Source organism: Pseudomonas sp. ES4, assembly GCF_050586665.1.
GTDB lineage: Bacteria > Pseudomonadota > Gammaproteobacteria > Pseudomonadales > Pseudomonadaceae > Aquipseudomonas > Aquipseudomonas frederiksbergensis.
This window is the reverse complement of sequence record NZ_JBOBDO010000001.1, coordinates 18,608-36,676: the sequence shown is the minus strand read 5'-3', so window position 1 is coordinate 36,676 and position 18,069 is coordinate 18,608. Positions and strand designations below refer to the sequence as shown.

11 protein-coding genes and 2 pseudogenes are annotated in these 18,069 nt (G+C 60.8%); 2 read left to right on the top strand and 11 right to left on the bottom strand.

Annotated features, from left to right (window positions below; translation table 11 throughout):
* Positions 1–52 precede the first annotated feature (52 nt).
* From gcvP to ACQ4OB_RS00090, 11 genes and pseudogenes are all read right to left on the bottom strand, one after another.
* Entirely contained in the window at positions 53–2,905 is a 2,853-nt protein-coding gene (gene gcvP, locus ACQ4OB_RS00140) for an aminomethyl-transferring glycine dehydrogenase (RefSeq protein ID WP_430954921.1), read from the bottom strand.
* 11 nt (positions 2,906–2,916) lie between these two features.
* Positions 2,917–3,300: a glycine cleavage system protein GcvH gene (gene gcvH / locus ACQ4OB_RS00135; RefSeq protein WP_007949423.1), complete on the bottom strand. Its 384-nt coding sequence runs from the start codon at positions 3,298–3,300 to the stop codon at positions 2,917–2,919.
* A gap of 422 nt (positions 3,301–3,722) precedes the next feature.
* A complete protein-coding gene (locus ACQ4OB_RS00130; RefSeq protein ID WP_074879441.1) occupies positions 3,723–5,231 on the bottom strand; it encodes a sigma-54-dependent transcriptional regulator in 1,509 nt (502 codons plus the stop codon).
* Between the two features lie 125 nt (positions 5,232–5,356).
* A complete protein-coding gene (locus tag ACQ4OB_RS00125) occupies positions 5,357–6,685 on the bottom strand; it encodes a CoA transferase (RefSeq protein ID WP_430954920.1) in 1,329 nt (442 codons plus the stop codon).
* Between the two features lie 145 nt (positions 6,686–6,830).
* Positions 6,831–7,358, bottom strand: a pseudogene (locus ACQ4OB_RS00120) (methyl-accepting chemotaxis protein); the annotation flags it as partial.
* 378 nt (positions 7,359–7,736) lie between these two features.
* Positions 7,737–8,696, bottom strand: a pseudogene (locus ACQ4OB_RS00115) (chemotaxis protein); the annotation flags it as partial.
* Positions 8,697–9,147: 451 nt separating this feature from the next.
* Positions 9,148–9,543 carry a YbaN family protein gene (locus ACQ4OB_RS00110; RefSeq protein WP_430954919.1) on the bottom strand — a complete coding sequence of 132 codons (396 nt, stop codon included), beginning with the start codon at positions 9,541–9,543 and terminating at the stop codon, positions 9,148–9,150.
* 164 nt (positions 9,544–9,707) lie between these two features.
* The gene (locus ACQ4OB_RS00105; protein WP_102616680.1) at positions 9,708–10,310 is read right to left on the bottom strand and encodes a biliverdin-producing heme oxygenase; all 603 of its coding nucleotides are present in this window, start codon (positions 10,308–10,310) and stop codon (positions 9,708–9,710) included.
* Between the two features lie 113 nt (positions 10,311–10,423).
* A complete protein-coding gene (locus tag ACQ4OB_RS00100) occupies positions 10,424–13,015 on the bottom strand; it encodes a TonB-dependent receptor (RefSeq protein ID WP_430954918.1) in 2,592 nt (863 codons plus the stop codon).
* Positions 13,016–13,137: 122 nt separating this feature from the next.
* Complete coding sequence (locus ACQ4OB_RS00095) at positions 13,138–14,106, bottom strand: FecR family protein (RefSeq protein ID WP_430954917.1); 969 nt, start codon at positions 14,104–14,106, stop codon at positions 13,138–13,140.
* Between the two features lie 124 nt (positions 14,107–14,230).
* Entirely contained in the window at positions 14,231–14,749 is a 519-nt protein-coding gene (locus ACQ4OB_RS00090) for an RNA polymerase sigma factor (RefSeq protein ID WP_074879418.1), read from the bottom strand.
* Between the two features lie 292 nt (positions 14,750–15,041).
* On the opposite strand from ACQ4OB_RS00090, the gene ACQ4OB_RS00085 reads away from it, so the two are divergent.
* Together ACQ4OB_RS00085 and ACQ4OB_RS00080 are read left to right on the top strand one after the other, a co-directional pair.
* The gene (locus ACQ4OB_RS00085) at positions 15,042–15,893 is read left to right on the top strand and encodes a hypothetical protein (protein ID WP_430954916.1); all 852 of its coding nucleotides are present in this window, start codon (positions 15,042–15,044) and stop codon (positions 15,891–15,893) included.
* An 11-nt stretch (positions 15,894–15,904) separates the two neighbouring features.
* On the top strand, positions 15,905–18,067 hold the full coding sequence (locus ACQ4OB_RS00080; RefSeq protein WP_430954915.1) for a lipase family protein: 2,163 nt from the start codon (positions 15,905–15,907) through the stop codon (positions 18,065–18,067).
* The last annotated feature ends 2 nt before the right edge of the window (positions 18,068–18,069 follow it).

The following is an 18,069-nucleotide window of genomic DNA, read 5'->3' as shown; positions in this document are numbered from 1 at the left end:
GGGTATGCGGTGTTCTTGAAAGTGAGGGCAGGCGAACCCGCCCCACACTGTTTTAAGCGTAGCTTTCGATCGACGGGCAGGCGCAGATCAGGTTGCGGTCGCCGAACACGTTGTCGACGCGACCGACCGGTGGCCAGTACTTGCCTTCGATCAGCGACGCAACCGGGTACACCGCTTGCTCACGGCTGTACGGATGCGTCCACTCGCCGACGATTTCCGCCGCGGTGTGCGGGGCGTTTTTCAGCGGGTTGTCTTCCTTGTCCAGGGTGCCGTTTTCCACTGCGCGGATTTCTTCGCGGATGCGGATCATGGCGTCGCAGAAACGGTCCAGTTCTTCCTTGGATTCGCTTTCGGTCGGTTCGATCATCAACGTGCCGGCGACCGGGAACGACATGGTCGGGGCGTGGAAACCGAAGTCGATCAGGCGCTTGGCGACGTCATCGACGCTGATGCCGCTGCTGTCTTTCAGCGGACGCAGGTCGAGGATGCATTCGTGGGCCACCAGGCCGTTGCTGCCGGTGTACAGCACCGGGTAATGCTCTTCGAGGCGACGGGAAATGTAGTTGGCATTGAGGATCGCCAGTTGCGAAGCGCGTTTGAGGCCGGCGCCACCCATCATCCGAATGTACATCCAGGTGATCGGCAAAATGCTCGCGCTGCCGAACGGTGCGGCGCAAACCGCGCCTTCCTTGCGCTCCATTTGCGCGTGCCCCGGCAGGAACGGCGTCAGGTGCGACTTGACGCCAATCGGACCAACGCCCGGGCCGCCACCGCCGTGCGGAATGCAGAAGGTTTTGTGCAGGTTCAGGTGGGATACATCGCCGCCGAACTTGCCCGGTGCGCAGAGGCCGACCATCGCGTTCATGTTGGCGCCGTCGATGTACACCTGGCCGCCGTGGTCGTGAATGATGCCGCAGATTTCGCGGATGCCTTCTTCGAACACGCCGTGGGTCGACGGGTAGGTGATCATCAGCGCGGCGAGGTGTTCGCGGTGCTCGATGGCCTTGGCGCGCAGGTCTTCGATGTCGACGTTGCCGCGGGCATCGCAGGCAGTGACGACCACGCGCATGCCGGCCATGTTGGCGGTGGCCGGGTTGGTGCCGTGTGCCGAGGACGGGATCAGGCAGATGTCGCGGCGGTCTTCGCCACGGCTCTGGTGATAGGCGCGGATCGCCAACAGGCCGGCGTATTCACCCTGGGAACCGGCGTTCGGTTGCAGCGAAATCGCGTCGTAACCGGTGGCGGCGCAGAGCATCGCTTCCAGTTCGTCGGTCAGCTGCTGGTAACCGGCGCTTTGCTCGGCCGGGGCGAACGGGTGCAGGGCGCCGAATTCGGCCCAGGTCACCGGGATCATTTCGCTGGCGGCGTTGAGTTTCATGGTGCACGAGCCCAGCGGGATCATGGTGCGATCCAGTGCCAGGTCCTTGTCGGCGAGCTTGCGCAGGTAGCGCATCAGCTCGGTTTCCGAGTGGTAGCGGTTGAATACCGGGTGGCTGAGGATTGGCGACTGGCGAACCAGTGTGGCCGGGAGAGTGCTGACCACCGAGGCGGCGAGGGCGGCGAAGTCTGGCAGCGCCTTACCGTCGGCGAACAGGGCCCATAGGGTTTCCACGTCAGCTTGCGACGTGGTTTCGTCGAGGGACAGGCCCAGACGCTCGGCATCGACCACGCGCAGGTTGATCTGCTGGGCACGCGCCTTTTCATGCAACGTGGCGGTGTGCGCGCCGGTGTTGAGGGTCAGGGTGTCGAAGAAGCTTTCCTGCTCGACCTTCAGGCCCAATGCGCTCAAGCCTTTAGCCAGAATCGCGGTCAGGTGATGTACGCGGTTGGCAATCTGGGTCAGGCCTTTCGGGCCGTGGTACACGGCGTACATGCTGGCGATGTTGGCCAGCAAGACTTGCGCGGTGCAGATGTTGCTGGTGGCCTTCTCGCGGCGGATGTGTTGCTCGCGGGTCTGCATCGCCAGGCGCAGGGCCGGCTTGCCGAAACGGTCCACGGACACACCGACCAGACGACCCGGCATGTCGCGCTTGAACGCATCCTTGGTGGAGAAATACGCCGCGTGCGGGCCACCGAAGCCCAGTGGCACGCCGAAGCGTTGCGCACTGCCTATGGACACGTCGGCGCCGAATTCGCCCGGCGGGGTCAGCACGGTCAGCGCCAGCAGGTCAGCGGCCACGGCCACCAAGGCGTTGGCAGCGTGGAAGCGTTCGGTCAGTTCGCGGTAATCGAACACGTCACCGTTGCTCGCCGGGTATTGCAACAGGGCGCCGAAGAAAGGTGTCACGTCAGTCAGTTCAAGTTCATCACCGACCACTACGTCGATGCCCAGCGGCTCGGCGCGGGTGCGCAGCACGTCGAGGGTTTGCGGGTGGCAATGCACGGAGGCGAAGAAGGCGTGGCTGCCCTTGTTCTTGCTCAGGCGTTTGCAGAAGGTCATCGCTTCGGCGGCGGCGGTGGCTTCATCCAGCAGCGAGGCGTTGGCGATCGGCAGGCCGGTGAGGTCGCTGATCAGGGTCTGGAAGTTCAGCAGCGCTTCGAGACGACCCTGGGAAATTTCCGGTTGGTACGGGGTGTAGGCGGTGTACCAGGCCGGGTTTTCCAGCAGGTTGCGCAGGATTGGCGACGGCGTGTGGGTGCCGTAGTAGCCCTGGCCGATAAAGGTCTTGAACAGCTGGTTTTTGCCGGCGATGGACTTGATCAAGGCCAGGGCGTCGGCTTCGCTCAGGCCGTCTTCGAGGCCGAGGACGCTGGTGCCCTTGATGCTGTCCGGGATGACGCTGGCGCTCAGGGCTTCCAGGGAGTCGAAGCCGAGGCTGTTGAGCATGGCTTGCTCGTCGCCGGCGCGCGGGCCGATGTGACGGGCGATGAATTCGTTGGCGGTGGTCAGGCTTACTTGAGTCATGTCAGCGTTCCTCAGGCTTCGGCGTTGGCTTTGATCAGACGGTCGTAAGCGTCTTGATCCAGCAGTTTGGCAACAGCCGATGCATCGGTAGGCTGGAAGCGGAAGAACCAGCCTTCGCCCAGCGGATCTTCGTTGACCAGTTCAGGACTGCTGTCCAGCGCCGGGTTCACTTCCAGCACTTCACCGTCCAGTGGCATGTACACGCCGCTGGCAGCTTTTACCGATTCCACGGTGGCGGCTTCAGCGCCTTTGTCGTAGGACTGCAGCTCCGGCAGTTGTACGAAAACCACGTCGCCCAGGGCGTTCTGTGCGAAAGCGGTGATGCCGACTGTGACGGTGCCGTCAGCTTCGGTACGCAGCCATTCGTGATCTTCAGTAAAACGCAACTCGCTCATGGAAACTCCTAAGGGGGCCAGACTCGTCTGGTGGACGCGATTGAATACTCGGCAATGCCGTACTTTATGGATGGTTACTAAGCAAAATCGCGGCCAATGTTTTTTTATTGTTATAAATCAATAGGTTATGTGTTTGTTCGAGATGCAGCGATTGGCTGACTGTAGCGAAATCGCTACAGCTCGGGGCGAAGAAAAAAGCCTAAGTGGATCAAAGCCTTGCACAGCGGTGATCGGGAGAGGGTGTAGCGATATCGTTCCGCTGTAGCGCTTTCAGTACAGATATAGGTCGCTTTTGGGTTGAGTAAATGATCGTTCCCACGCTCCGCGTGGGAATGCAGCCCGTGACGCTCCGCGTCACTGGACGCGGAGCGTCCCTAGAGGCATTCCCACGCGGAGCGTGGGAACGATCAACCGAGTAGAACCTATGGCTTGTTGGGAATGCCGTACTTGCGCAATCGATGGGCGATCGCGGTGTGGGAGGTTTGCAAGCGACTGGCCAGTTGGCGGGTCGAGGGGTAGCTGACGTAGAGTTTTTCCAGCAGGGTTTTTTCGAACTCTTCCATCGCCTGTTCGAGGCTGTCGACGTCGCTGTCGCTCTGACGCGCCACGGAGGTGCCGGCGATATCGAGGTCGCCAATGTCGACCAGGCTGCTTTCGCAAATCGCAGCAGCGCGGAAGATCACGTTCTGCAATTGCCGCACGTTGCCCGGCCAGCGATTGCCCAGCAGTGCCGGATAGGTGCCGGGCGCCAGGCGACAGACCGGGCGCTGGATCTGCGCGCAGGCCTGCTGCATGAAGTAGCGGGCCAGCAGCAGGATGTCCTGGCCGCGTTCGCGCAGGGGCGGGACTTCGACGTTCAGGACATTGAGGCGATAGAACAGGTCTTCACGGAACGAACCTTCACTGACCATTTTTTCCAGGTTGCGGTGCGTGGCGCTGAGGATCCGCACATTGACCTTGACCTCACGATCCCCGCCCACCCGGCGGAAGCTGCCGTCGTTCAAGAAGCGCAGTAACTTGGCCTGCAAGTACGGCGACATCTCGCCGATCTCATCGAGAAACACCGTGCCCTGGTTGGCCAGTTCCATCAGCCCCGGTTTGCCGCCCCTTTGTGCGCCCGTGAAGGCGCCGGGGGCGTAGCCGAACAGTTCGCTTTCGGCGAGGTTCTCCGGCAAAGCCGCGCAGTTCAGTGCCAAAAATGGTGAACCGTACCGAGCACTGATGGCGTGGCAGGCACGCGCCACCAGTTCTTTGCCGGTGCCGGTTTCGCCCTGAATCAGCAACGGTGCATCGAGAGCCGCAACGCGCTGGGCGCGGGCCTTGAGGGTGCGAATGGCCGGAGATTCTCCGAGCAGTGCATCGAACCCTTCGGCGTGGTCGTGGTGCAGCGCCGAGAGGCGTTCGCCGATACGGTTGGGTTGATAGAGGGTCAGCAGGGCACCAGCGTCGGTAATCGGTGTGGCGTCCAGCAGTAACGTCTGGCCGTTGACGGTGACTTCCCGCAGCGGCAGGCGGAAACCGTTTTCCAGCAGGGCTTCGAGCAGTGCCGGGTCGGCGAACAGCTCGGCGATGCTTTCGCCGTCAGGCTCGCGACCGTACAACGCAATCAGCGCCGGGTTGGCCAGCAGCACCTTGCCGGCACTGTCCAGCGCCAGGACCGGGTCGGTCATGGCCGCGAGCAGCGCATCAAGTTGCAGGTGCCGACGCTGACCGGGAAGAATGTCGACCACCGTCACCGCTTGCACGCCGCGCACGCTGAACAACGCATCGCGCAGTTCTTCGAGAACTTCCGGGCTCAGGGTCGGGGCGTCGATGTAGACGTTGGGCGGGACCATTTCCACCGCATCCAGATTGAGATTGCGCCCACCCAGCAGGGCCAGGACTTCCTGGGTAATGCCGACGCGGTCGATGAAGCTGACGTGGATACGCATGGGGCGTTTTTGGGTTCTGGAGTGCGGAGGGTGGCAAGTATGCCTTGGGGCGGGCCAATGGTGAAATCCTGCGCGGGAGTTCTAACTGATCGTTCCCACGCAGGAGCGTGAGAACGATCAGTCGGTTACCACTGCGCGCGATGGGAGCCCAACTCCGAAGCCGCCAGTGTCCACTGCAACGGCGTCCCCGTAATCTTCAGCGGTACATGAAGTCGATGCGCCGGGCCCCAAGGCGTCTGCTCAATCACCAGCCCTTGATCGTTGTCATCCTCCGCCCGCAGCGGCTCATCTGTTCCCGCGCCGTTTTCAATCAGCAACTTCGCGGTACGCGCCAACGATAAGCGCGCCGAGCCACTGCGCCCCAATAATCGAATCGCAGCGGCCGCCATCAAATAGCCGGTGGCGTGATCGAGCGCTTGCAAGGGCAATGGCGTCGGTTTGTTTGCGCGTTTCCACTGCATGCCGGCGTCGGCGATTCCGCTGCTCATTTGTACCAGGCTGTCGAAGCCACGACGGTTCTGCCACGGGCCGCTCCAGCCGTAGGCATTGAGGCTGACGTCGATCAGGCCGGGCGTCAGTTTCTGGCGTTCGGCGGCGCCGTAACCCAAGCGTTCCAGTGCGTCGGCGCGGTAGCCGTGGAGCAGAATGTCGGCGTTTTTGAGCAGGCTTTCGAACACCGCGCGATCAGTCTTGTCGTGCAGGTCCAGACGCGCGCAGCGTTTGCCCAGGGTGACTTCCGGCACCACGCCCGGTTCGTTCCAGGTCGGTGGGTCGATGCGCAAAACGTCGGCGCCGAGGCCTGCCAGGAAACGGCTGGCAACCGGTCCGGCGAGCACTCGGGTCAAATCCAGCACCTTGATCCCGGCCAGCGGTTGCGCCACCGAGCCTTGCCATGGTTTCGCGTTCTGGCGGCTGTTGTCAGCCAACTGAATCAGCGGCTCGGCGTTCACCGCCTGACCTTGGGGATGCGCTTGCCATTGCGCCCAGCTACGCATCTCGGCGGCGCAGCCACCGGCATCGACTACGGCCTGCTCCAGATCGCTTTTGGCCCATTGAGCAACCTTGCTCGCCATCGCTGTACGGTCGGCACAGGCACCGAGCACTTTTTCGGCTGCGGCGCGGTGATGAGGTGCGTTGGTGTGCAGGCGGATCCAGCCGTCTTTGGCTGCGTAGTCACCGGCGACGGGGTCCCAGAGTGGCGGGACGCTCCAGCCTATCGGGCGGATCGAGGTGGCGAACCAGAAAGAGGCGAGGCGGCGGTCGACCTCAAGGGTGGGTAGGCGGCCGGTTTGTTGCTGCAGCCATTCGCTGACAGCCTGGCCGGCAGCGGCAATGCTGGCGCACGCCAGGTCGGTGACGGCAAACGCCGAGGGCAGGGCGCCGCTCGAGGTGAACTTGACCTGGGTGTGAGGCAAGCCGAGTGCGGCTTGAATGGACGTGAGTAAACCAGTCATCGAAGGCCCTCCGGGAGAGGGCTTCATGATAGATCGTTCCCACGCTCTGCGTGGGAATGCCTCAATGGACGCTCTGCGTCCGCTTGGGACGCGGAGCGTCCCGGGCTGCATTCCCACGCGGAGCGTGGGAACGATCATTAGGGGGTTACACCCGAAACTGATCCATCAATTTCATCTGGTGCGAGGTCAGCGAGTTGAGGTGGCTACTGATCTGCGCCGATTCGGTGGCCTGACTGGTCAGGGTTTCGGTGACGGTGCGGATTGCCGACACGTTGCGGTTGACCTCTTCGGCCACCGCGCTTTGTTGTTCGGCGGCGCTGGCGATTTGCAGGTTCATGTCGCTGATGACCGTCACTGCGTCGCTGATTTTGCTCAAGGCCTGCACTGCTTGCTGGATCTGCCCGGCGTTGCTGTGGGCCTGGGTCTGGCTCGAATGCATCGTGGCCACCACGCCGCGAGTGCCGGTCTGGATGCGCTCGATCACGATGCGGATTTCTTCCACCGAATCCTGGGTGCGTTTGGCCAGGTTGCGCACTTCATCGGCGACCACCGCAAACCCGCGACCGCTTTCGCCGGCACGCGCCGCTTCAATCGCCGCGTTGAGCGCCAGCAGGTTGGTTTGTTCGGCGATGCTGCGGATCACTTCCAGCACCGAGCCGATCTGCTCGCTGTTGACCGCCAATGCTTCGACTTCGGTCACGGCCTTGCTGACTTCGTCGGCCAATTGATTGATGTCGCGGGTGCTGCGTTCGATGATCTGCATGCCGTCGCGGGCCGACTGGTCGGCACCCTTGGCCGCGTTAGCCGCGTTCGAGGCACTGTTGGCGACGTCGTGGGCGGTGGCGCTCATTTCGTTGGACGCGGTGGCGACCTGGTCGATTTCGCGGAACTGCACTTGCATGCCTTCGCTGGTCTGACGGGCGATTTCCGAAGACTGGTCGGCGGTGCCGCGCGCATCGGTGATGCTTTGTTTGATCTGCGCGATGGTCGGTTGCAGCTTGTCGAGGAAGCGGTTGAACCAGCTCACCAGTTCGCCGAGTTCGTCTTTCTTGCCGTAGTGCAGACGCTGCGTCAGGTCGCCGTCGCCGCTGGCAATCGCCTTGAGCATTTCGGCCACGCTGTTGATCGGCCGGGTCACGCCGGACGCCGTGAGCCAGATCAGCAACAGTCCGACCAGGCCGGCAATCACTGCCACCAAAACGGCTTTGATCGTGCCGCTTTGCTGGGCGTCATCGAGAACGGTTTGTAACTTGACCGAGTCGGCCAGCAGCACCTGTTTTGGCAGGTCGATCACCACGCCCCAGGCTTTGGAATCGGCAATCGGACTGACCGGGTACACCGCGCGGATCAGGTCGCCCTGTTCGAGAATCTTCGGTGTGCCGGCGCTGAGCAGTTGCAGGACGTCCTTGCCGTCTGCGCCCAGAGTGTCGCCGATGCTTTTGCCGACCTTGCTCGCGTCCACGCTGTAACCGGCGAGTACGCCGCTGCCGGAGACGATCAGCATGTGTCCGGCGCTGTTGAACAGATCGCGTTGGGAGTCGACAGCCGCCGCTTGCAGCGCGTCGAGGGCGATGTCTACACCGACCACGCCGATGGACTTGCCATCCACCAGCAGCGGTACGGAAATGGTGGTCATCAGCATTTCCTTGCCGGCGACAGTGTCGGCATACGGGTCGAGCAGGCAGGTGCGCTTGCTGTCGCGAGGGCAGGTGTACCAGCTGTTATAGGGCGTGCCGCTGAGGCTCAAGGTGGTTTTGGTCATGTCGTCTTCGACCATGATCGTGTTGATCCCGACACCGCCGGCACGGCTCCAGTAGCTGGCAAAACGACCGGCTTCGTTGGACTGGCGAGCGGCATCGTTGGCGAACTCGCTGTCCTTGCCGTCGAGGCCATTGGGTTCGAATGCCAGCCAGATGCCGAGCACTTTGCTGTTGCGTTCGAAGGCGGTTTTCAGGCTCTGATTCAACTCTTCACGCAGGGCACCGGCGTCAAGGGAGCGCGTGCTCGCCATGTTGCGCAGGTCCTTGATCTGATCGGCCAGGGCGGTCACCACCAGCAGGCTTTCACCGAAGGTCTTCTGCACCCGCACCGCTTGCTCGGCGGCCTTGGCCTGGAGCAGGTTCTGCACGCTGGCGGTGAGCATCTTGCTGCTGGAGGCGCTGACCAGTTCATCGTTCTGATCGGTCTGGTAGATGTTCATGCCGACGATCAGGACGACCACGCCCAGCAGGCACAGACCGGACAGCAGGACGATTTTCAGGCGGATGGAGAGAGAGTCGAACATAGGACGAGCTCGCGAATGGATGAGGTGTTGGCTGTGAGTCGGGATCGACCCAATTCGCCAAGTCCATTCAGCGCCATTTAATGCTCATCGGCGTGGGCAGAGGTTGCATGAACGCTAAGCCGACGAACGGTAGCAGGTGAACGTTTGCGCAGGAAAAAGCCCTGAAAAGCGCAGGAATTCAGGAAATTGTCGGCAATGATTCCGGCCGCGACCAGATCCACAGATTGCCCAGGCTCATGCCGGCAATCGCCAGAAAGATCGGCCAGCCAGGTTCGAGCATCACCAGCATCAACCCGGCGCACAGCAGCATGCTCACGGTGGCGCTGACCTTGGCGCGGCGGGCGATGATTTTGCCGTTGCGCCAGTTGCGCAGGATGGAACCGAACAGCCGATGGTTTTCCAGCCAGGCACTCAGGCGCGGCGAGCTTTTGGTCGCGGCCCAGGCGGCCAGCAGGATGAACTCGGTGGTCGGCAGGCCGGGTACGACGATGGCGATCAGGCCGATGGCCAGGCTGATGTAGGCGAGCAGGCCAAAGAGGATTCGGGCGGGTTTTGAGGAGGAAAGGTGAGGCATTGGACTCAAGTTGCGCGACTAAAGCTTGATCGGGATCGTGCAGGCACACTCGGTCCCTTGTAGGAGTGAGCCTGCTCGCGATAGCGGTGGGTCAGGCGGCAATGATGTCGACTGACACTCCGTCATCGCGAGCAGGCTCACTCCTACAGAGCGGATGTGTTTCTTCAGGCGAGTTCTGGGGTGTAGGCCTGCTCGAGCAACACCGTGAAGCGGTTGAACGCGTCGATTGCGCCTTTATCCAGCTCGGCTTCTTCTTGTGCGCTGAGTTCCAGCCCGTCGAGGGTTTTGACGAAGCTCTTCCAGCCTTCAGCACGACCACCGGCCGGTTCACCGAGATGGCGAGCGCCAAAGGTTTCGCTCAAGCCGAGACCCACCGCACGCTTGATCAGGAACGCCGCGCCAAGTTTCGAACCTTCCGAGACGAAAAGCCAACCCAGCGCCTCGGCTTTGGCTGGATTCTTCACCGCCCCGGCGACAGGGGCCGGCACTTCGGTTTCCAGATCGGCCAGGTCAGCCTTGGCCGCGTCAGCACGGCAGCGGGCAGGCAGGTCCGGGACGATGGCGGTCAATTCGGCATCGTTGTACAGCGACACCAGTTCCGACTGAAACAAATACTGAGCCACCACGAAACGGGCGAAGTTGGCCTGGGTTTCGAACGGTGCGTGGGCTTTGACCAAGGCATCAAGCTTGGTATGAGGTTCGTTTGTGATCTGGTTCAAACGTTGCGAACGCAGAGCAGGGCGTTGAGCAGTGTCCTGAGTGGTCATGAGAAGTCCTTGAGAAAAGAGGCGCTTGGTAACGAGACGAACAACAAGGTGCGTGACAGTAAAAAAACCTCACGGCGCCACTTCTGTGAAAGCGGCGAAGTGAGGTGGCAGGGTCAGATATCCCAGACCAGATTGACCGCGAAGTTGCGACCCGGTTGGGTCAGGCGATCGAGGTTGGCCGGGCTCAGCACTGCCGCTTCGCCGACGCTGTCGTAACCGCGCACGTCATCCCACAGCCAGTACTTTTTGTCGGTCAGGTTGTAGACGCCAGCGCTGACGGTGACATCGTCGGTGACCTTGTAGAAACCGGTCAGATCGAGCACGCCGAAGCCCGGCGACTTGAACTGGCTGCTCACACCGTCCGGCGATTTGAAGTTGCTGTCGTCGACGCGATCCTTTTTCTTCACCAGTGTCCAGCTGAGCAAACCACCATAGTTGTCCTGGTCGTAACCGAGACCGAACACACCGGTCAGCGGGTTGACGCTGTTGATCGGCTCGCCGGTGTCGTTGTTGCGGCCGTAGGCGTAGGCCACCGAGCCCTGGGTGTAGAGACCTTGCGGTGCGCCGAGCGCGTCGAGGTTCAGGCGGCCCTTGATCTCTGCGCCCTTGATGGTCGCGTGTTTGATGTTGTTGCTCTGGAAGGTCAGCTCGCTGTAACCGGGCGTGACAGCGTCTTCGTTAATGAAGTCGCGGTACTTGTTGTAGAACACCGCGACATCGAACGAGCCCGACTCGAAGTTGCCGCGCAGGCCGGTTTCGTAGCTTTTGCTTTTTTCCGGTTCCAGGTCCGGGTTCGGCGCCACGCTATAACCGGTGGTGGTGTTCTCGAAGCGCCCATACAACGCCTTGGCGGTTGGCGTGCGGAAACCTTCAGCGTACTGGCCATACCAGGTGTACTGATCGGTCAGGGCGTAAGTCAGGCCGAACTTGGGTGAAACCTTGTTCCAGGTTTTGTTCTCATCGCTGACGGTTCCGCGACCGTCGGCGGCCACGGTATTGAGGAATTCCTGGGTGATGTGCGGCTTGAGCTGGGTGTAGTCGTAGCGCAGGCCTGGCAGGAAGGTCCACTTGTTCCAGCTGATCTCGTCCTGGGCGAACAGGCTGTAGGTATTGATGGTCGGGTCGGGAAAGTCGCTGGATTTCTTCAGCACATCGGCCGCGCTGGTCGCGCCGACGGCCGTACAGCCGCGACCGACCGCCAGGCACTTGCCGTCGCCGCTGCGCGAGCCGGTGACTTTCTGTTGCTTGATCGTGGTGCCGTAAGTCAGCAAGTGCCCGGTGTCAGCGATGTTGAAGGCTTTATCCAGTTGGGCATCGAAGACCCACTGTTTCTCTTCGTAAAGCGTGTCGCGGGTGCGCAGCACTCGACGGGTGATCGGGTAATAGAATTCTTCGGTGCTTTGATCGGTTTTGGCGATCTGGTGGTTCAGGCTCCACTTGACGTTGTCTGCCAGCAGGCTGTCGAGTGCGAAGCTGTGTTCCAGGCCGAAGCGCTCACGGGTAATGGTGTCGTTGCCGGTGCGCCACTGGTACATGCCGCCGGGCAGCATGCTGTTCGGGATCGTCGGCTGGCCGTTGAAGTACGGGCCGCCGTAAGCGCTTTTCTGATCGGTGTCGCGATCGTCCTTGTACTTCTCGTAGGTCAGTCCAAGGCGTGAATCTTCGTTGTAGTTCCAGCCGATCTTGGCCAATACGTTGGTGGCTCGTACGTCTTCCGGGTTGGCCGCGGTACGGTCCAGACCGGTGCCGTTGTTGCTGCCAAAGGAATCGGTTTCGTGACCGTCGCGCTGGCTGTAATGCAACAAGCCATCGAACTGATCGGCGCGGCCGGCGACGGTGGCGGACTTCAGCCAGCTCTCGTCGGCGGAGCTGTACCCGGTCTTCAGGCGAGCACCGACGTCCTGGCCGGGCTTGATGATGTCGTCCGCGTCGAGGGTGAAATAGCTGACGGCGCCGCCGATGGCGTTGCTGCCGTAGAGCACCGAGGCCGGGCCGCGCAGAATTTCGACGCGCTTGATGATTTCCGGGTCGACATAGTTACGCTGGGTTTTGGCATACGGGCCGTTGAAGAAGCCGTTTGGAATCTCGACGCCGTCGATCTGGGTCAGGATCCGGTCGCCGTCGATGCCGCGAATGTTGTAGCCGCTGATTCCGCCGCGGGTCCCGGCACCGCCCACCGAGACGCCCGGTTCGTAGCGCACCAGATCCTTGATGGTATTGACGTTGTTGCGGTCCAGCTCTTCACGGGTGTGAACGGTGACGGTGCTCGGCACGCTGGCGATGCTTTGTTCCTGGCGCGTGGCGCTGATGGTCACCTGGTCCAGGTTGAGCGCGCTGCCGTTGCTGCGCTTCTCCAGCACGATGTTATTGGTGCCCAGTTTGCGATAGCTCAGGTTGGTCCCCACCAACAGGCGATCGAGGGCTTTCTCTGGTGGTAGCGAACCCCGTACGCCCGGCGAGGCCACGCCCTCAGCCAGTTCTGCCGGCAAGCCGACCTGCCAACCGGTCACGGCGGTAAAGGCATTGAGTGCCGAGACCAGCGACTGCTGAGGGATGGCGAACGCGTAATCGCCCATGTTGCGGGTCGGTTGCTCTGCCGCGGTGGCGGCGTAGAGCTGCGCGCTGCCGGCCATCAGGATGGCGGCGGTCAGCAGCGACAGCACGCAAGAAGGTGAAGAGGATTGGCGGGTGAGGCGAGAGGACATCGATAGCGCTCCGTGTCGCACGAATCTTTATAGGTGCTGATTGGCATCTGAAGATGCGAATCAATTGCATTGGCTATAACGAGACGTACGGAAGTTGGCTATCGAGTAAAAATAATTCTCATTTAGTTCAAAATCACCAGCGCCGGAAATTCCTGGAGCCGCGCCGAGGTGATCTGGGCCAGCGAACGGACCACGTCCAACGGCTGGTCGAGGCGGTAATTGCCGGTGACGGCGATGTCGGCCAACTGCTCGTTGTTGTTGATGATCCAGCCGGGATAGTAACGACGCAGCTCCGCCAGCACCTGGCTCAGCGGGCAGTTTTCGAACACCAGTCGGCCCTGGACCCATGCCAGGTCGGTCGCGGCATCGAGTCTGGCGGGGCGATCGAAACCGTTGGGGCCGATGCGGATGCTTTGTCCGGCGGACAATCGAATTCGCGCGTCGTCGCGGGTCGCTCGCAAGTCGACATCCCCACGCTGCACCCGAACCTGTGCCACGCCGTCCAGATAGCGCACCGCAAACGCGGTGTCCCGTACGCTGGCCTTGACCGGCCCGGCGTCGATTTCCAGCGGCTGGCCGCGGTCGGCCGCGACCTCGAAAAACGCCTCGCCCTGATACAAACGGGCAACGCGCTGTTGATCGTTGATGGTGCTGGAGAAGGCTGAGTTGGTATTGAGCAGGACCTTCGAGCCATCCTCCAGTTGCAGCCGCTGGCGTTCACCGACCACGGTCAGGTGATCGGCCTGCAGGCGAATCGGCAGATTGCTGAAGCTGAACAAACCGAGGATCAGCACGGCGGCGGTGGCCAAGGGTTTCCAGTGCGGTCGCAGGCGCGACAGGGCGGTCACTTTCGGCGGCCGGGCAGCCAGGCTTTGCGCGCATTGCACAACTTGCTGGCCTTCCCAGATTGCCTTCGCCTTGGCGAACGCCTCGGCATTCAACGGATCGGCGGCCAGCCAATCGTGAAACTGTCGGGTTTGTTCCTCGCTCGGACTGTCCAGCACGATCAGCCAGTCCAGGGCCTGGTCCATCGCGCTTGCGGGGTCCCGCGCCGGAGGGGCGGGGGGAGGCACTGGGAGCGTGTCCGTCACGGTGTTTCCTCGGCAGTGTCTTGGCACCGCTGTTTTTTTAGTGAAGCTCGAAAGTGGGGCAAGGGTAGCAAAGCCCGATAGCCAGTGCAGGTCATCCTCACACATAGAGAATTAACCTACAGATTCAGTCGCCGTTTAACCGCTCGGCCACGCCGATGCAGATCGCCATAATCAATTTCAGCTCCTTTTGCACCGTGCTCAACGACACGCCGAGCTTCTCGGCGATTTCCAGATAGCTGTGCCCGTGCAGACGGCTGAGGATGAAAATCTGCTGCTGACGGGCGCTGAGTTCATTGAGGCTCACGTTCAAGCGCTCAAGCAATTGTTCGGCATGGGCGGCGTCCTCGGCACTGCTGGCGGGGGCGGCGACGCTTTCCACAACGTCCAGCGGCACGTCTTCGAGCATCGTGCGGGACTGAATACGCCGCGCGCGCAAATGGTCCAGCGCCAGGTTGCGGGCGGTCTGGAAAACGAAGGGTTCAAGGTGATCGATGGCCCGCTCGCTGAGCGCCCGGGTCACTCGCAGGTAGGTCTCCTGCAGGAGGTCTTCGGCGGTGCTGTGATTGTTGACCATCCGCTCCAATGTACGCAGCAGAGAGACTCGCTGAGCGATGAAGACGTGATTGAAGCGAGATTGACTCACGGGAGGACCTGATCCATTTCTAGCGAATGATAATGCTTATCATCTGTATCAGTGGTCAAGCACTGGTTTCCAAGCCGTCATTCGTTCAGAGCGCAAAAGCAGATAGAAAACTGTCCGCTTTGCGGAAAATTGCGCAGCTCCCAGCCATTGCTTGGCTGCAAATGTCAGATATTTCAGAGACTGGCGTAGGCACGATCCCAAACGTTTCCTGGCCCCTCAGACAGTTCTGGATGACTGCTATACCCCTGTTGATACTTCGTTTTTTTAGCGTGGTTTTTGACAGGGGCATCAAGTGACGGCACTCCAGGAATGGGAAACGCCAATTCTCGACAACGCTCCTTCGTTGTGTTTCGCGAGCCGGCATTTTGCCCGCGCACTGGCAATCATTGCATTGGCGCTCACCGCGGGCGGTTGTGTTTTTGCGCCGGCAGAAAGCTTCACGTTGCAGGCAGAAGTGCCGGCGGATTTCAGGGTCAAGGTCGACGCTTATTACGAGCCGGCCACCGGAGAAACCTGTGAAGCCCCGCCGCGCCAGCGCGGTGAAGTGGCGCCGAATCGCAAGTTTTTCACCAGCGAATACCAAAGCATTGCGCGCACGGCAGAGTTTCAGGTCCCGCTGACGACTCGCCCAGGTGGCTGCCCGTTGGTGTTGAGTAGCTTGAGGTTGAATCTCGACGCGAAGTGGGGAACGCGTTGGTCTGACATAGGGGGCGACTTTGCCAGCCTGTCCTTTTACGACGAACTTGCCGATGACCGTCCAGGTTTTCCAGCCACTGGCGCTCAGGCGTTTCAAGGGCAGTGCCAGTGGTTGTTTCGCACGGTGGGACCCGAGCGGGCGATCATAAAAATCCTGCACTGCCGTGCCGTCGATGCGAACGGACAGATGATGAAACGCATGGCGGGTGGGGCGTTGCAACGCAATCGGTTGTCGGGCCGAACGGTGAGGATGGTGTTCGGTATGGCAAAGGAAGAGGAACCGTACATGGGGGACAACTGGATTCGCTTTCCGCAAGGCTGGAAACGTTGCTTGGGTAAAAGCCTTGAAGACCAATATGCCTTCTGTCACGGCAACACCACGGATTTCAAGTCTTTCAAAATGCCCGACGGCAGAACCTGCACCGTTTACCCCAACTGCACCGAATAAGGAAATCAGATATGGCACTCCAGGAGCGAGATATCCCTTGTTTCAGCAAAAAAATGCTGGCTTGTCCTTTACGGGGACATTGGACGAGTTTTCGGTTAGTTGACGAGCACGGTGATGGAAAACCCTATGGCGGCTTGCACTACACCGTTATGGACAGCATTGGCCAGGAATATACCGGACGGTTGGATGGAGAGGGTTTTGCCAAGTTGGAGAATCACTATCGCGGCCCCGTTGTGCTCACGCTGAGTACCGCATTCCGAGGTGTGGATGACGTGTACAACGCTTTGTTGAAAAGGAAACACTACCCTCTCCCCATCACCGAACTCCAGTTCCGCGCCGAACAAACCCGCTTCTTCCACGAAAACGGATTTCGTCGCGAATACAACCCGGCGATGAAGGAGGCCGATATCTTCGTCCAGGTCGAGGTGCGGGACCTGGTCCGCGATGGGGCGCATTTGCCACCGGAGGTCGGGCGCTCCTACGAACCGCAAAGCGTATTGCTGCGGGGCATGGGCGAGTTGGGTTTCGGCCCCGAGCATTCATTTGGAATTGTCCTGAGCCCCAACAAACACAACGTGCTGGAAGTGCGGCCCATGCGCGCCTTGCGGCCCATGCTCTCCACCGACGACAAATTCTGTGCCTTGAACCTCTATCAACTGGCGTTGATGGCGACCTTGAGTTACACCGATTTCGCTCAATACCCGCGCGAAAAACCGCTGGACAAGGTGCACTTTATGCTGGACCCGAGCATTGGCAATTGGTTTGGCGAGGCGTTAGCCGGTTATCAGGAGAATTGGCGAGTCGATAGGACCCAGTCGCAAAGGTTTTACCCATTGTACGAGGATGTGCCGTATTCAAAGCGGCTGGAGATCCTGCCCTTCGACCCGACGCTGTATGAGCAAAACCATCCGGACAAAGGCAAAGACCAGGAACACCCCGAGAACCAGCATTTTTTTGATGATCAGGTGAATGGCGGCGATACCCAGGCGTTTATCTGTCATCACGACGAAGTCGTGCTGATTTCGGTGCGTGGAACGGCCAGTCTGAAAGATGCGTTGCGTGATGTGGACGCGCTGCAAGTTCCGTTCGAAGAAGGTGTCGGGAGCGTCCATCAAGGCTTTTACAACGCGTTTCGAGCGATGAAAGCGTTCGTCTTGCGTTATCTGGATAAATTTCACTCGGGGCAAAAAATCATTATCTGCGGCCACAGCTTGGGCGGTGCCATCGCCTTGTTGTTGGCAGAAGCGCTCCGTCGACGTGCAGGCGTTAAATACAACATCCTCCTCTACACCTACGGCGCCCCACGTGCCGGCGACTCAACCTTCGTCGAAGGCGCCACCGACCTCGTCCATCACCGCATGGTCAACAATAACGACCCGGTGCCCGGCGTACCGGCGCCGTGGATGGACGCCAACTGGAAGGTCTGGGTCCCGGGCCTGGCGACGATCGTCCTTGCCGGACCTTATGGCATGTTGGTGTTCGGTGCCGGTCTGGTGCGCATCGGTGGTGATCCCTATCAGCATCACGGGCAACAGCAGCACTTCATGCCCGTGCGCTTTGATGAACGCGAGTGGTCGGCGATTTTGTGGGATCCGGATTGTGAATCCATCGAAGGCGCCGCCTGTACCGTCATGCTGGAAAAGATCCGGCGGGGTGATATGCCCGCCCGCGATGGCCTGCTCGCGCAACTGATCAACTACACCGACCATATGATGATCGCCAGCTACATCCCTTGCGCCTGGGCGACTTTGCGGCGCTGGCAGCAAACCCTGGAGAACGCCTCGTCCGTGGTCACCGAACGAGAGTTCCGCGTCGTCGAAGATGCCTTGGCAACACTCAATGAGAAACTTTACGAGTATGCCCGGAAGGTGCGCCATAACGAGGGGCCGCGTGGTGCGACGAAGAATGAAAGTGCTGCGATGAGTGCCCTCCACAGGGAGCAGGATCGCCTGCTGAGAACCCGCGAACGCCTGCAAACCGTGCGCTATCGCCGCCTGACCCTGACGGATGTGTACGGCAGTGCCGCCCAGTTGCCGGAGTTCACCGGTAGCGTGGAGCGTTGGGCAAAACACGCTGAAAACCGCAGCTCGGTGCAGTACGCAATGATTCCAAGGCAACCGGACGATGGATTTCGACTGGCTCGCGAGCCGCTGGATATCGATTCGATCTGCTGAGT

Excerpts from the sequence above, each read along its gene's own strand:
- gcvP (WP_430954921.1), bottom strand. The coding sequence starts at position 2,905 with ATGACTCAAGTAAGCCTGACCACCGCCAACGAATTCATCGCCCGTCAC.
- gcvH (WP_007949423.1), bottom strand. The coding sequence starts at position 3,300 with ATGAGCGAGTTGCGTTTTACTGAAGATCACGAATGGCTGCGTACCGAA.
- ACQ4OB_RS00130 (WP_074879441.1), bottom strand. The coding sequence starts at position 5,231 with ATGCGTATCCACGTCAGCTTCATCGACCGCGTCGGCATTACCCAGGAA.
- ACQ4OB_RS00125 (WP_430954920.1), bottom strand. The coding sequence starts at position 6,685 with ATGACTGGTTTACTCACGTCCATTCAAGCCGCACTCGGCTTGCCTCAC.
- ACQ4OB_RS00110 (WP_430954919.1), bottom strand. The coding sequence starts at position 9,543 with ATGCCTCACCTTTCCTCCTCAAAACCCGCCCGAATCCTCTTTGGCCTG.
- ACQ4OB_RS00105 (WP_102616680.1), bottom strand. The coding sequence starts at position 10,310 with ATGACCACTCAGGACACTGCTCAACGCCCTGCTCTGCGTTCGCAACGT.
- ACQ4OB_RS00100 (WP_430954918.1), bottom strand. The coding sequence starts at position 13,015 with ATGTCCTCTCGCCTCACCCGCCAATCCTCTTCACCTTCTTGCGTGCTG.
- ACQ4OB_RS00080 (WP_430954915.1), top strand. The coding sequence starts at position 15,905 with ATGGCACTCCAGGAGCGAGATATCCCTTGTTTCAGCAAAAAAATGCTG.